At 58.1% G+C, this 15,305-nt stretch carries 11 protein-coding genes; 5 read left to right on the forward strand and 6 right to left on the reverse strand.

The genetic code is table 11. The features are described 5' to 3' along the window. Window positions 1-22 precede the first annotated feature (22 nt). The 3 genes from hutH (at window position 23) to AC1MDE_RS09590 (ending at window position 4,654) form a co-directional block, all read left to right on the forward strand. A complete protein-coding gene (hutH, locus tag AC1MDE_RS09580) occupies window positions 23-1,576 on the forward strand; it encodes a histidine ammonia-lyase (protein WP_480344510.1) in 1,554 nt (517 codons plus the stop codon). Between the two features lie 10 nt (window positions 1,577-1,586). Then, window positions 1,587-3,272, forward strand: coding sequence for a urocanate hydratase (gene hutU, locus AC1MDE_RS09585; protein ID WP_058962205.1), 1,686 nt, complete (start codon window positions 1,587-1,589; stop codon window positions 3,270-3,272). A gap of 224 nt (window positions 3,273-3,496) precedes the next feature. Further along, entirely contained in the window at window positions 3,497-4,654 is a 1,158-nt protein-coding gene (locus AC1MDE_RS09590; RefSeq protein WP_058962204.1) for a M20 aminoacylase family protein, read from the forward strand. A gap of 297 nt (window positions 4,655-4,951) precedes the next feature. On the opposite strand, the gene ybiB is transcribed toward AC1MDE_RS09590, so the two are convergent. From ybiB to AC1MDE_RS09605, 3 genes are all read right to left on the reverse strand, one after another. Then, window positions 4,952-5,920: a DNA-binding protein YbiB gene (gene ybiB / locus AC1MDE_RS09595; protein WP_058962203.1), complete on the reverse strand. Its 969-nt coding sequence runs from the start codon at window positions 5,918-5,920 to the stop codon at window positions 4,952-4,954. A 72-nt stretch (window positions 5,921-5,992) separates the two neighbouring features. Then, the gene (gene dinG / locus AC1MDE_RS09600; protein ID WP_058962202.1) at window positions 5,993-8,170 is read right to left on the reverse strand and encodes an ATP-dependent DNA helicase DinG; all 2,178 of its coding nucleotides are present in this window, start codon (window positions 8,168-8,170) and stop codon (window positions 5,993-5,995) included. A gap of 54 nt (window positions 8,171-8,224) precedes the next feature. Then, window positions 8,225-9,121, reverse strand: a complete 897-nt coding sequence (locus AC1MDE_RS09605; protein ID WP_058962201.1) for a LysR family transcriptional regulator — start codon at window positions 9,119-9,121, stop codon at window positions 8,225-8,227. Between the two features lie 124 nt (window positions 9,122-9,245). Here AC1MDE_RS09605 and speB point away from each other — a divergent pair, with 124 nt between their 5' ends. After that, window positions 9,246-10,205 carry an agmatinase gene (gene speB / locus AC1MDE_RS09610; protein WP_058962200.1) on the forward strand — a complete coding sequence of 320 codons (960 nt, stop codon included), beginning with the start codon at window positions 9,246-9,248 and terminating at the stop codon, window positions 10,203-10,205. Then, window positions 10,202-11,287 (forward strand): iron-containing alcohol dehydrogenase family protein, encoded by a 1,086-nt coding sequence (locus AC1MDE_RS09615; RefSeq protein WP_058962199.1) that lies wholly within the window; start codon window positions 10,202-10,204, stop codon window positions 11,285-11,287. Before speB ends, AC1MDE_RS09615 begins: the two co-directional genes overlap by 4 nt. A 947-nt stretch (window positions 11,288-12,234) precedes the next feature. Here the strand turns inward: AC1MDE_RS09615 and AC1MDE_RS09620 are convergent. The 3 genes from AC1MDE_RS09620 to AC1MDE_RS09630 are packed head-to-tail and all read right to left on the reverse strand — an operon-like array spanning window position 12,235 to window position 15,305. Beyond that, window positions 12,235-13,596: an MmgE/PrpD family protein gene (locus AC1MDE_RS09620; protein ID WP_479398149.1), complete on the reverse strand. Its 1,362-nt coding sequence runs from the start codon at window positions 13,594-13,596 to the stop codon at window positions 12,235-12,237. Then, window positions 13,580-14,467 (reverse strand): polysaccharide deacetylase family protein, encoded by an 888-nt coding sequence (locus AC1MDE_RS09625; RefSeq protein ID WP_058962197.1) that lies wholly within the window; start codon window positions 14,465-14,467, stop codon window positions 13,580-13,582. Before AC1MDE_RS09625 ends, AC1MDE_RS09620 begins: the two co-directional genes overlap by 17 nt. Beyond that, window positions 14,460-15,305, reverse strand: a complete 846-nt coding sequence (locus AC1MDE_RS09630; protein WP_034820981.1) for a polysaccharide deacetylase family protein — start codon at window positions 15,303-15,305, stop codon at window positions 14,460-14,462. The genes AC1MDE_RS09625 and AC1MDE_RS09630 overlap by 8 nt, the downstream gene beginning before the upstream one ends.

The following is a 15,305-nucleotide window of genomic DNA, read 5'->3' on the forward strand; positions in this document are numbered from 1 at the left end:
CTTGTATAGACAGGAGTAGACTATGTCAGGTTCGGTTCAGGAAATTCGCCTCGTTCCCGGTGAAGTGGACCTCGCGACCTTGCGGGCGATTTATCAAAGCAAGGTGACGCTCACGTTAGCGGATGACGCTCGTGCGGCCATCGATCGCGCGAATGAAACCGTCGATGCCATCGTGGCATCAGGCAAAGTGGTGTACGGCATCAATACCGGCTTCGGCAAACTGGCTCAGACACAGATTCCTGCTGAGCGTCTGGCAGAGTTGCAGCGCAATCTGGTGCTGTCGCACAGCGTGGGTTTGGGCAACTTACTGCCCGATAACGTCACGCGCTTAGTGGTCGCCACCAAAATCATCAGCCTGGCACGCGGTCACTCCGGCGTACGTATCCAGTTAATCGAAGCCCTGCTGGCGCTGTTTAATGCCGGTGTGATGCCGTGTATCCCGGAAAAAGGTTCGGTTGGCGCATCCGGCGATTTAGCACCGCTGGCCCATCTGTCACTGATGTTGCTGGGCGAGGGCCAGGTAAGCGTTGACGGAGGACTGATTCCTGCCACCGAAGGGCTGGCACGCGTCGGCCTGCAGCCGATTGTGCTGGGACCGAAGGAGGGTCTGGCACTGCTGAATGGCACCCAGGTTTCCAACGCCCTGGCACTGCGTGGCCTGTTTGAAGCTGAGAACCTGTTCGCCGCAGGTCTGATGGCCGGCGCGCTGTCACTGGAAGCGATCAAAGGCTCGGTAAAACCTTTCGATGCACGTATTCATCAGGCGCGCGGTCAGCACGGGCAAATCGCGGTGGCCGCTGCCGTTTCTTCCTTACTGGAAGGCAGTGAAATCCTCAGCTCACATACCAATTGTGGTCGCGTGCAGGATCCCTACTCGATTCGCTGCGTTCCGCAGGTGATGGGCGCGTGTTTAGACAACCTCAGCCATGCGGCGCGTGTATTGCAAATCGAAGCCAACGCGGCCTCTGATAACCCGCTGGTGTTCAGTGAAAGCGGTGATGTGATTTCGGGCGGTAACTTCCACGCCGAACCTGTGGCATTTGCCGCCGATATCATCGCATTGGCGATTGCCGAAATCGGCGCCATTTCCGAGCGCCGTATGGCGCTGCTGCTGGATACTGGTCTCTCTGGCTTGCCGCCATTCCTGGTGCGCGATGGCGGAGTCAACTCTGGCTTTATGATTGCCCAGGTCACCGCTGCCGCACTGGCTTCTGAAAACAAATCGCTGGCGCATCCGGGTAGCGTGGATAGCCTGCCGACCTCTGCGAACCAGGAAGATCACGTGTCGATGGCCACCTACGCCGCGCGTCGCCTCGGTGATATGTGCTTTAACACCGCTGCCGTGGTCGGCATTGAAGCCATGGCTGCGGCGCAAGGCATCGACTTCCATCGTCCACTGCAAAGCTCGACTGCGCTGGAACAAGAGATGAGTCGCATCCGCGAGAGCGTTGCCTTCCTTGATCAAGACCGTTTAATGGCGCCGGATATCGAATCCATGCGTCTGTGGGCCAGCAGTCACGCCTGGCCTGAATCTTTGACTGCGCTGCTGCCAAGCCAGCGTTCACCTTCCCTTTAAGGAATTGATGATGAGCGAAACTTTATCTCAGGCTGTTGCCCGTGAAATCCGTGCGCCGCGCGGTAACGAACTGCATTGTGCGAACTGGTTGATTGAAGCGGCTTACCGCATGATCCAGAACAACCTCGATCCTGATGTGGCCGAGCGCCCGGAAGATCTGGTGGTATACGGCGGTATCGGTAAAGCCGCGCGTAACTGGGAGTGCTTTGAGCAGATTCTGCGTTCACTGCGTGCGTTGCAGCCTGAAGAAACCCTGCTGATCCAGTCGGGTAAACCAGTGGGCGTGTTCCGTACTCATGCCGATGCACCTCGCGTGCTGCTGGCTAACTCTAACCTGGTGCCACACTGGGCTAACTGGGATCATTTCCACGAGCTGGATAAAGCCGGCCTGATGATGTACGGCCAGATGACCGCCGGTTCCTGGATCTACATCGGTGCACAGGGCATTGTGCAGGGCACCTTTGAGACCTTCGCCGAAGCCGGTCGCCAGCATTATGACAGCGATCTGAGCGGTCGCTGGATCCTGACAGCAGGCCTGGGCGGCATGGGCGGCGCACAACCGCTGGCGGGCGTACTGGCCGGTGCCAGCGTGCTGGCGATTGAATGCCAGGAATCCCGCATCGATTTCCGTCTGCGCACCCGTTACGTTGACCATAAAGCTTATACCTTAGACGAAGCGCTGGATCTGATTGAGAAAGCCACCAAAGCGAAGCAGGCAATTTCCGTTGGCCTGCTGGGCAACGCTGCGGAAATCGTGCCGGAGCTGGTGAAGCGCGCCGAAGCGGGTGGCATGAAGCCGGATATCGTCACCGATCAGACTTCTGCACACGATCCAATCAATGGCTATCTGCCAGTGGGTTGGGATCTGGATCGCTGGCAGGCCGAGCGCGTCAGCAATCCTAAAGCGGTCGAAAAAGCCGCTCGCGCGTCAATGGCGGTGCATGTGCAGGCCATGCTCGACTTCCATCATATGGGCGTGCCGACCGTGGATTACGGTAACAACATCCGTCAGGTAGCGTTGGATGAAGGGGTGAAAAACGCCTTTGATTTCCCGGGCTTCGTACCCGCCTATATTCGCCCGCTGTTCTGCGAAGGAAAAGGTCCGTTCCGCTGGGTGGCGCTGTCAGGCGATCCAGAGGATATCTACAAAACCGATGCCAAGCTGAAGGAGCTGTTCCCGGAGCACAAGAACCTGCACCGCTGGCTCGACATGGCGCAGGAACGTATTGCCTTCCAGGGACTGCCAGCGCGCATCTGCTGGCTGGGACTGGGCGAGCGCCATAAAGCCGCACTGGCATTCAACGAAATGGTGCGCAACGGTGAACTGAAAGCGCCTATCGTCATCGGCCGTGACCACCTGGACTGTGGTTCCGTCGCCTCACCAAACCGTGAAACTGAAGCGATGAAAGACGGTTCGGATGCTGTCTCCGACTGGCCGCTGCTGAATGCCCTGCTAAACACCGCAGGCGGCGCGACCTGGGTTAGCCTGCATCACGGCGGCGGCGTCGGCATGGGCTTCTCGCAGCATTCCGGCGTGGTGATTGTCTGCGACGGCACTGCCGAAGCCGACGCGCGCCTTGGCCGTGTGCTGTGGAATGACCCGGCAACCGGCGTGATGCGTCACGCGGATGCAGGCTATGAACTGGCGCAGAGCTGCGCGAAAGAACATGGCTTGAACCTGCCGATGCAGAAGTAAATTTCCCGGTGCGCATGACTGCGCACCTTTCTCCACATGTGTAAGGTCGGCATGCAGGTATGCCGACCGAGCGCCCCCGCTGCTATATTCCATTCCGCTATACCCTATAGCCAAATTATTCCTTTCCACGATAGACGCCGCCCTGCGCTTACCACTACAGTGGAGACATCACGTTACGTGTCAGAGAAATCGCAGCCATTGCTGCTGATGGAGAGCCTTACTTTATGAGCCTGCCTGCCGTCCTGCTGGAAAACGCCCTGAACTGGCGTCGTCAGTTACACCAACATCCTGAACTCGGTTATCAGGAGCAACAAACCAGTGAACTGGTTGCGAACGTGCTCGCTGAAGCAGGGTTACAGGTGTTCCGTGGCCTGGCAGGCACTGGCGTGATTGGCACACTGGAAAACGGCCCAGGCCCGGTGATTGGTTTACGCGCTGATATGGACGCGTTGCCGATTACCGAAAAAGGCGCGCCGGAGTGGAAATCTGCCCGTCCCGGCGTGATGCACGCCTGCGGTCACGACGGACACACGGCCATTCTGCTCGCGGCGGCCTGCCAACTGGCCGCGACGCGCAACTTCAAAGGCACGGTGCACTTCCTCTTTCAGCCCGCGGAAGAGAATCTTGGCGGTGCGCGGAAAATGGTGGAAGAAGGTTTGTTTACCCGTTTCCCAATGGATGCGGTGTACGCCATGCACAACTGGCCAGGTTTGCCGGTGGGCTCGCTGGCGGTGAATCCAGGTGCGATGATGGCCTCGCTCGATTCCTTTGAAATCACCCTGAACGGCAAAAGCTGTCATGCGGCGATGCCGGAGAGCGGTGCCGACCCGATGGTGGTGGCAGCAGAGCTGATCATGGCGCTGCAAACCATTCCGTCACGCCGTTTGTCACCGCTGGCGTCAGCGGTGGTAAGCGTGACGCAGATCCACGGCGGTGAGGCGATCAATGTGATTCCCGAGCAGATTGTGCTGCGTGGTACGGTGCGATGTTTGCAGACTGACGTACGTGACCGCGTGCGCAGTCTGATTGAAGATTTTGTCACTACCCTGCCGCGCCCGTTTGGCGTCAGCGGCGAGATTCACTGGTATTCGGGTTATCCCGTCACCGCCAACCATGCCGGTCCAGCGGAACAGGTGCGCGAGGTTGCCCAGCGCGTGTTAGGTGAATCGCAGATGCACTGGCAGGTGAATCCCTCCATGGCCTCGGAAGATTTCGCCTGTATGCTGGAATCCTGCCCGGGTGCTTACTTCTGGCTCGGTGCCGATGGCGCATCCCCCTCCGCCCCATTGCACAACGCGCATTATGATTTCAATGATGATCTGATACCGATTGGTATCCGCTTCTGGCAGCAACTGGTGGAGAGCGTGCTGGTCAAAGCCTGACTGGCAGGATTCGCGTAACCCAGGAATATCAATCGAGGTGGCATGTTGGTTAAAGCCTGACTGGCGGATTTCTAAAACCAGCAATCTCAATCGGCATTGTATCAGGCAGCAATAGATTCGACGGCGCGACTCAAGCTGAAGGGAATCGGTTACGTGCCCGCTATGCACCCACCCCGCAAAACCCCTCGATGCACGATTGCACGATTGCGCGATTGCACGATTGCACGATTGATTTTATATCCTCTCTCGACTGTGCGTTTGACCCGCAACCCAAGGCTGCGGGTATTGATTTACCCGTCAGATCCCAGCTTGCTGCAATCGCGTTTCCGCCTCATCCAGCGTCGCTGACTCCCCGGTGGCCACTAAGCAGCACGCCAGCTGTAAACGCAGCGCCTGCGGCACGGCACGTTCGCCGGCCAGCACCTGTTTGATCCAGTCTGCAGTGTCTTGCGCATTTTTACTTTCTGGCAGTTCCACGCTGATTTCTGGCTGGCGCTCTACCCACACTTCCGCCTCTGCGCCCGCACCGCCAATGTAGTTAATCGCCGGACAGCGTTGTGGGTTGGCATACACTTCACCTTCGGTGCCATTCAGCAGGATGGCGGGTGCATCAATATCCTGGAAGAACTTGCCGACGCGCGGCACATATTCCGGATGGGAAACACTCGCCAGACGCAACGCGGCACGTTCGGTAAACGGCGTCGCCAGCTTCGCCAGCGTATGTGCGCTGTTACGCACGCCCATACGCCAGCGCAGCGACAGCTGTTTTGCCATCGGTGCACACAGGTGATCGATGGTGATAAACGCCAGCTCACCGCTCTCCAGTTTCGCTTGTGCCTGCTGCGCAGTGGTGGCCGGCGCAATATCCAGCGCTGCCAGTACAGCTTCGGTGGTGATGCGGGTTGGATCGTCACTCACACCGTGCAGCAACACCGGAAACCCGAGTTTGCTTAATAGTAAAGCTAACAGCGGCGTGAGATTGCCCTGACGACGTGCGCCGTTGTAGCTGGGGATCACAATTGGCATCGGGCGATTGGCGGGCGGCTGCAACTGCATCATTTGCTGCTGCATGGCGTGGTAAAAACCGCGCATCTCCTCTTCGCCTTCGCCCTTGATACGCAGGGCGATCAGCACACCACCAAGTTCCAGTTCGGGTACTTGATCCGCCAGCATCGCGCTGTAAAGTGCAACGGCGGTGTCGAAATCGATATCGCGCGCGTGGTTCTTACCGCGCCCAATCTCTTTGATAATTTTATTCAGTTCCATCAGGGCATTCCCGCTTCCAGGGCGCGCCGATAACCGGCTGCCAAAAGGTCATTGATGTGCGTCTGGGCACACCTAAGATTTCTTACTTTTACGCTTCGCTGATTTTACCGGGGCTTTAACCACTGCTTTGACCGCTGGTTTGATGCTGGCTTCGGGCACCATAGGTTGCTCAATCGGAAACACCGGTAAGGCGGCCAGCAGCCGACTGCCATAAGCTTTATTAAGCAGTCGCCGATCGTATATCACGATCTCCCCAAAGCAGTGATGGCTACGAATCAGACGGCCGACCTGCTGAATCAACGTAAACGAAGCGCTCGGTAGACTCTGCACTTCGAACGGGTAGCGTTTCAGGCTCTTCAACCACTCCCCTTCGGTCAAAATTACCGGACTGTCTACCGGGGGAAAAGCGATTTTATGGATGTGCACCTGCGTCAGCAGATCGCCCTTTAAATCCAGGCCTTCAGCAAAAGACTGCAGTCCAACAAGAATACTGGTTTGCCCCGCTTCGACTCGCTGGCGATGCAGCTCCACTAAGCGCGAACGAGGTTGATCGCCCTGCACCAACATCGATAAGCGTAATGCGCTGACATGGCTGACAAACTGCTGCATCGCGCGCCCGCTGGCAAACAGCACCAGCACGCCTTTGTGCTTCTCTTCTGCCATTTGTTGCAGGAAAAAGCCTGCCATCTCGGCAATGTGCTCCGCTTCATTAGCCATCAGCGGTTCATAGCGCATTTGCGGGATCACCAGCTTGCCCTGATCGACATGATTAAATGGCGAATCCAGCGCCACAAAGCGATCGCCCGCTTTCTCGTTTAGCCCTGACATCTCTTGCAGCCGATTGAAGCTGTTCAGTGAACGCAAGGTCGCCGAGGTCACCACCACATGCGGAATCTTGCGCCACAGCAGTTTCTCCAGCTGATCGCTGACACGAATCCCGGCGCAGTGGAATAGCAGATGCGCCTGGCCGTCCCGAATTTCACGGGTAATCCATTTCGATACCGGCGCGTTGGAAGCTTTCTCCATCGCCGCCAGCCGCCATAGTTTACTGATTGATTCGAACCAGCCGAACTGGCGGTTAAGCTGAATAATCGCCCGATGCAGACGCATGATGTCGGCTTTGCCGGTTTGCTCACCCAGCTCATTGAGTAACCCTTCGCTCAAACCGCGCAGTGCATCGCTCAGTTTGAAAAGCCGTGCGCACATCGTCATCAGTTCTTCCGGCAACTCACCCAGCACAAAACGAAACTCACCCGGCTGATTGTGCGCGGGTAACAGCGGATTGAGCGCGTCGCACAGGATTTGCAGCAGTTCACGCATCTCATCGCAATGGCCTTTTAACCGCTCAGGGTTGGTCAGCGGTGGCGGCGATTTCGGGCGGAACTGTGCCATGATGGTTTCCACCAACCGCACAAACAGATCGAGCTGCAAACTGCTCCAGCCGGGAGTGATTTCCGCACTCATCTCCAGCGCGTCACGCGCCACTTCCGGCAGATGATGGCCCTCGTCCAGCACCAGCATCAGGTGTTTGGCAGGCGGTAAGACGGATTCATTCTCCATCGCCGCCATCACCAGCGCATGGTTCGCCACCACCACATCCGCCTGTTCTATTTCACGACGTGCAACAAAGAACGGGCATTCACGATACCAGCGACAGTGATGCCCCAGGCAGTTGGCTTTATCGGTGGAAAGGCGCTGCCACAGGCTGTCATCAATTGAGACATCGGAGTGATCGCGCAGGCCGTCCCATTTGTAGCTGCTGAGTTGCTTTTCCAGTTTGGCACAGAACTTCTGCTCTTCTTTCGACCCGGTTACCGCTTCTTCATCGAGATACAGCAGCAAATCGCCTTGCTGATCTTCCGTCGCAGCCAGCGCCGCGAGATTGCGCGGACAGACATAGCGGCCACGGCCGAATGCGGCAGTGAAGGTGAGATCGGGGATGATTTTTTTCAGCAGCGGCAGGTCTTTGCTGAAGATTTGATCCTGCAGCGCGACGTTGGCGGTGCTGATCACTAACCGTTTCTCCTCGGCGCGGCTTACCGCGATGCCGGGGATCAAATAAGACAAGGTTTTGCCCACGCCGGTGGGGGCCTCAATCGCCAGATGGCGGCCTTCATCACCGGCCAGGCTTTTCGCCACTTCAGCGATCATCTGACGCTGTGGCGCACGGGGGATAAAGTCAGGAACCTGCTGCTGCAGCGCCTTATACCATTGCGCAATCTGGCTTTTTATCGCTGCTGTCAGGGCCATGTTGATTACTGTTTGCTGAATTGGCCTGTATTTTTACACAGTATCGGCGCAGCGTCAGCTTTCACTGCTATTTTTTCGCGCTGGATTCAGAATTTCACGCATCGCGCGGATCAGCGTTTCGCGCGCGCGTCCACGGCGGAAGGCAAACGAAAACGGTGCGCGGAAGTGAAAATGCTGAGGTAACAAGCGGCATAGCGTGCCCTGCTGTTCTCCGCTTTGCGCGTAGTGTTCCGGCAAATAGCCGATATATCTCCCGGAGAGGATCAGCGTCAACTGCGCCTCTATACTCTCCACTGAGGCGTTAGTCTGGCGGAAGCCGCGCTTGTTTAACTCCTGCTGATTCCAGTAACGCCGCGTCACCATGCCGGTTTGCTGCACGGTGCGCATATCCGGATCGCCCTGCGCCAGTGGATGGTGAGGACTGCAATACAACCAGTGTTGTTCCTCATAAAGCGGAATGGTGACCAGATTGCTGGCACGCAGTGGAAAGTGTCCGATTGCCAGATCAAGGCGGTCTTCCAGTAACTGCTGCTGCAGTTCATTGGGATCGCGCACGCTGAGATTAAAAAATACCGCCGGAAAACGCTGATTAAAGCGCGCAATTGCTGCCGGCAGGTCCAGCGTACTGTCAGTCACTGTCGCATCCACTACGCCCAGTGAAAAGGTGCCACCTTGCGCGCTTTTCAGCGTCTCGACCTGCTCCTGCCAACCCGCCAGCGTGGCCAGCATTTCCTGGCTGTAGCGATGAAACTGCTCGCCTTTGGTAGTGAGGGTAAAGCCGCCACGTCCGCGCTGGCACAGAATAAACCCCAGCTGCGTTTCCAGCTCACTCATGTAAGCGCTGATGGCGGGGGTGGTCATATTCAGCGCCTGCTGTGCACGCGAGTAGCCCTGATTTTCCACCACGCTGGCAAACACCTGCAGCAGTTTGAGATTAGGTAATGTTTGCACCGCATTTCCTTCAGTGATTACTGACTAAAGTTAACCAATCTATGAAGTGATTATTTACTGTCAAGGATTTTTCCCGCGCCTCCCTCAGGCCATGATAAGACTCACTTAGCCGAAGGAGTTCGTGATGACCGATTTTCCTCAGCCGCAGGGTGGCAACGAGATGCCCCGTTTCGCTGGCCGTGGCACCATGATGCGTTTGCCCGCTGCCGAATCCCCTGCCGATCTTGATGTGGCGTTTGTAGGCATTCCGCTGGATATCGGAACATCGCAACGCAGCGGTACGCGCTATGGGCCGCGCGCCATTCGCGCCGATTCAGTGATGATTCGCCCGTATAACATGGCAACCGGCGCAGCCCCTTTTGAATCGTTGCGCGTCGGCGATCTCGGCGATGTGCCCATCAATACTTACAGCCTGCTGAAGTCGGTCGATATCATCGAAAACTATTATACCGAGCTGAACAATTGGCCGATTATCCCGTTAACGCTCGGTGGCGATCACACGCTGACGCTGCCGATTTTGCGCGCGCTGGCAAAGAAGCACGGGCCGATGGGCCTGATCCATATTGACGCCCATACCGATACTAACGATGAGATGTTTGGCGAGAAGATCGCCCACGGCACCACATTCCGCCGCGCGGTGGAAGAAGGCCTGCTTGACTGCCAGCGCGTGGTGCAAATTGGTCAGCGCGCTCAAGGCTACGCTGCCGATGATTTTCAGTGGGGTATCGATCAGGGCTTCCATCTGGTGCCTGCCGAACAATGCTGGTATCGCTCCATGGCGCCGCTGATGGCTGAAGTGCGAGCGCGCATCGGCGACGGTCCGGTGTATCTCAGCTATGACATCGACAGTTTCGATCCTGCATGGGCGCCCGGCACCGGTACACCGGAAGTGGGCGGCCTGACCTCGATGCAGGGGCTGGAGATTGTGCGCGGCTGTCGCGGACTCAATCTGGTCGGTGGCGATCTGGTCGAGGTGTCACCGCCGTACGATATCAGCGGCATGACCTCCCAGCTGGCGGCCAATATCCTTTATGAGATGCTGTGCGTATTGCCCGGCGTCCGTTACACAGAGAAGAAAGCATGACACAACAGAATTTGGTGTTTCCGGCGCGCGTGTTGCGCGGCGCGGGTGTGATCAATCAACTGGGCGAGATTTGCGCGGGGCTGGGCAAACGCGCCCTGCTGATCGGCGGCCATCAGGCATTACAATCGGTGGAAGCGCAGGTGCGCGCTCAACTGCTGTCAGCCAACGTGACGCTGCTGGCGCAGGAGTGGTTTGGTGGTGAGACCTCGATTAACCAGATTAACCGTCTGGCCGCCATCGCCACCGAGTTGCAGGCAGAGGTGATCATTGGCGTCGGCGGTGGTAAGTCGCTGGATACGGTGAAAGCCGTGGGTGCGCAGTTGGGGCTGCCGTTTATCACCATCCCGACCATTGCCGCCACCTGCTCAGCAGTGACGCCGTTGACCATTCGCTACGACGATAACGGCAATTTCTTCGATATTTTCCCGCTGCCACAGGCCCCTGCGGCAGTAATCATCGACAGTGAGTTGCTGGCCAAAGCCCCTGCTCGCTGGCTGGCTGCTGGTCTGGGCGACACCCTGGCAAAATGGTATGAGTTCCGCGCGGTTAGCGTCCGCCATCCGGCGCGCGAAGGCAATGCATTGTCATCGCTGGCACATAGCCAGATTTGCTATGACGTGATCGCGGAACACGGCCCGGCGGCCTATGCGGCGGTGTTGCGCGGCGAAAGCAGCGCCTCATTGGACCAGGTGCTGGATGCGATCTTTACCTGGGCCGGATTGACCTCGCTGATGAGCAACGGCGCCCACGCAGCGGCTTCACATGCGATTTATGAAGGTTTTACCTTCTGCGATAAGACACGTGAGTTTGGTCATGGCCTGCTGGTTGGCTTTGGCAACTTGTGCCTGCTGGCGCTGGAAGATCGCAGCGATGAAGAGGTGCTGGATGAGATGCGTCTGGCGCGTGACTGCGGTGTGCCATTGACGCTGCGTGAGATTGCCGAGTTGGATGATGCCGAGCTGGCGCTGATTGTGCGTGAATCTGTGCATGCGCCGGATATGGAGAATATGTCAGTCACCGTGACTGAAGCCCGTCTGCTGGAGGCAATGCAGCGGATTGAAGGGTTGGCTGAGCGGGTTTAATTCTGGGCCGAATACTAGTACGGAGTGAGAACGTATAGTGCAGGGGTGTTTAGTTCGGGGGGAGTCCTGTGCTGAGTGCGGGCCGTAGCACCTCTGCTGCTGCCGGGCAGTCCTCGCGCCGCTGACGCGGTGCCCTCGGCTTCCACGTCGTGCCTAGGGACCGTTCGGGGATCGACCATCCCTGGTCGGCCCCGAACTGATCCACGCATCCCTGCGTGGATCTCCTGGCCCAACGTAAAAGCCTCAGCGCTGCGGATAGCCCTTGCAGCATCAGAGGTGCTACGGCCTCAAATATTGTGCCCCTTCCAACAGCATTCACTTCAGTTGATCAGCAGACCGTAAAATTGGGGTCATCCCTGTGTGGATCTCTCATCCCAACGTAGAAGCCTTAGCGCTGCGGATAGCCCTTGCAGCATCAGCGGTGCTGCGGCCTTACGCAATGTGCCCTTTTCAACAGCAAGCACTTCAGCTAATCAGCTGGCTGGGATATCTGGATCACCTCAGACGCTATTATCGAAAACAGTCTGCCCTTTTCACCAGCACGCACTTCAGCAGCAGTCTGGAAGATCTGGATCAACATGCCCGCTATGGACTAAAACCAGGCTGCATTTAACAGCAAGCACGATGGTTAATGAGCAGGCTGGGGGCGATTTGGCCTAGACAATCCGCAGCGCCGAACTGAGTGAGTCTGCCAGGATAGCCCGCAGGACGCGGGCGAAAGGCGGGGCGGCACAGGGATGTGCCATCCCCCGCCGTTCCGTCAGGCAGACGAACGAAGTGAGGGTACCGCGTCAGCGGCGCGAGGACGCCAGCGCCAAAGCGCCCCCGGCCTGCGTCACCGCCTATTAGTAACAGCAGCGCCTGAAAATAAAATTGCGGAGATAAAAATTAACCTGCATCCCCAAGGCACTGCGACAGGTTTAGGTGCAAATTTTTACACCTACACCCTATGCACGAGCCAGCAGCGTCACCACTTCCTGCACATCTGCGACGTCATCCAACTCCATGCAAATCGCTTCCAGCTGTTCAACCTGCTCAACCGGCAACACGCGCCCCGCTAAGCTGCGGTATTTAGCCAGCAGCGCTTCAAGGCTCAGCGGATTCGCGGGCGCACCCGATGGCACCGGCACATGCTGCTGCCACTGCTCGCCCTGTTGCGTTTCAATCCGCACCCACGGCTCGTCGTCGCGGCCCTGCTGCTCATCAATCACCAGCTCAATCCGCGCCATAAAGGCTTCAACCTGAGGATGCAGGCGTTTGGCATCATCGTAACTGGACAATTCAGCGGAGCCGTACAGCGCACGCGCCGCCAGTGCATACGGCAGGCTCATCTGTGCACTCGCCAGGCTCTGCAGCTCACGTCCGCCGCACATCTCCAGCAGGAACGGATTCAGCCCTACCACGATACGTTCAATCTGCTCGACACGCACCGGGTGTTCTTTCAGCAGTAACCCCAGTGCATCAATCGCCGAATGCGTCCCGCGACAAGCGGCATACGGCTTGATCGAGCAGCGCGCCAGCTTCCACACCACGCCAAGGTCGGCGGTTAATGCAGCGGGTTGCTGTGTTTCAGATGCCAGGGTTTGCAGGAATCCGCCCCACTTCGCTTCAAATACCGCCGAGGGTCCGTTGATACCGCGCTGCGCCAACAAGGCCGCCTGCACGCCACCTTCAGCTGCACGTGCGGCATGCAGCTTTTTGGTGTGCGAGCCGTCGTGAATAAAGCCCCACAGCCCACCGCTAAAGCTGGCGGCAATGCCCATGGCCGACGCGCACTGCTCGCGATCCAGCAGCAGCAGTGAACACACCGCCGCTGCGGCACCAAACACGCCACAGCTGGCGGTGGAGTGCCAGCCTGCGCCGTTATGCGCAGAGTAGCCGCCGCAAGCTTCCAGCACCCGGCGTCCGACGTCATAACCGATCACCATTGCCACCAGCAGCGCCTGGCCGTCAACCGGCTGCGTCGCCAAAGGCAGTGCCGCCAGAATGGCGGGAATAACCACCGCGCCAGAGTGATCGCAGCCGCCGGTATCATCCAACTCATACATATGTGCGGCCACGCCGTTGAGCCATGCCGCCTGGCGTGGACTCACCTGCTTTGCACTTCCCCACACTTGTGCCTGCTGATGCCCACCTTCTGCGAGCGCCAATGACAAACACTCGCGCCAGATAGGACTGTCGCTGCCCGCCAGTGACGCCCCGAGCGTATCCAGCAGATGGCGCTTCGCCTGTTCGACCAGCGCGTCAGGCAGCTGTTCAAAACGGGTGTCGGCGATAAATGCCGCCAGTTGTTCAAGCGTCGAGGCCATGCGCACCTCCCGTGATGCGGGTAAACACTTCTGCCGGATGGGAAAAATCATTGTCCGGCTGCGTTTGCCAATGCGCCGCCACCTGCTCCGCTGTGGCGATCCACACATTGTGCTGTTGCAGCGTCTCGATCAGTTCACGTAGCAAGCCGATGCGCCCGGCAGTGCCGATAATTTCCGGATGCAGGCGCAGCAGATAACACAGGCCAAATCGGTGGAAGCCCTGGAAGTCTTGTGTCATGTTCGCCAGCGTTTCGGCATAAGGTGCAATCCGCGACTGCCCCGGCGGGATGGCCGGGCTCAGGTTAAAGGCAAAATAGGGTTCATCTTCCAGCGTGTAGTGCATTGGCAATTCCACCAGCCGCGTGCCGGGATGGAAGTACGGCAGATCGTCGCCGCGCCAGCTTGATGACCAGCGAATCCCCTGATCCATCAGCGCCTCCGCCAGACCCGGTTTCCACTGTCCTGCTGGTGTGCGGAAACCCTGAATCGGTTTGCCAGTAAGCTGTGCCAGCTGGTCACAGCCGCGCGTCACGCTGGCGAGCTGCTGCTCCAGCGACAACGCCGAGAAGTCTTCATGGCGCTCGCCGCTGCAGGCAATTTCATGGCCATTGGCCACGATGCGTTTAATCAGTTCAGGCTGCTCTGTCGCCACAATTGCCGGTAAGCACCAGCTGGCTTGCAGCTGTTTTTCTGCCAGTAACGCCAGCAAGCGATCCACACCGCGTAGGGTGCCATAACGCCATACCGACAGGGTTTTATCGCGTCCGACGACGGCAGGTGCCTGGGTCAAAATACCGTGGATATCATTGAAATCGATGGTCAGGATGGCGGCGGACTGGAAGCCCAGCGGCCAGCGGGAAGATTCAGTCATGCTGTTGCTCCTGCAGATACCACTGCGCCACCGCATCACAGCGCGCAAACCACACATCGTCACGCGCCGTCATATGTTCAAACAACTGCTCCAGCAGCAGGATACGTCCCGGCTGGCCGGAAATTTTCGGGTGGAACAAGGTGGTCAGGCACAGGCCTTCATCCATTGCGCCGTCGAATTCGCGCTGCCAGTTATCACGTGTATGCGCATAGCTGGCAATACGATCGCCGCCTTTCGGGAAGTCAGGCTGGCGCGTATAGGCCAGCGAGGCGTAATCATCCATCTCCCACTTACCGGGGATCTCGACCAGCGGCGTGTGACCCGCCACCGGGATGCTGTAAGGACGATCGTCCCCGCGCATGCTGCTGGAGTAAATCACCCCAGCATCACGCAGAATTTGTGGCGTTTCGGCATGCCAGTCACCTGACGGCGTGCGGAAACCGCAGGCGGTGATGCCCAAATGCTGTTTAAAGATTTCAGCGGATTTCGCCATCACGGCACGCTGTTCATCCGGCGAAATCGCCCAGAAAGATTCGTGACGATAGCCGTGATAGGCCACTTCGTGGCCTTGTTCGATAATCGCCTGACACTGCTGCGGCCACTGTTCCACCACCCACGCTGGTACAAAAAACGTGGCGGGAATCTGGAAAGCACGCAGCAGGTCGAGCAATCGCCCGAGCGCACGGTACGGCCCATACGCACCAAAGGTGAAATATTCTGGCGTTGACCACAGGCTGCCATTCAACATGGCATCGCCGGTGGGACCATCAAGGTCAAACGCCAGCGCCATACAGCCGCGTTTCCCCTGCGGCCAGCGCACTGCGCCCGGTTGTTGCAT

The organism is Pantoea folii (assembly GCF_056678875.1).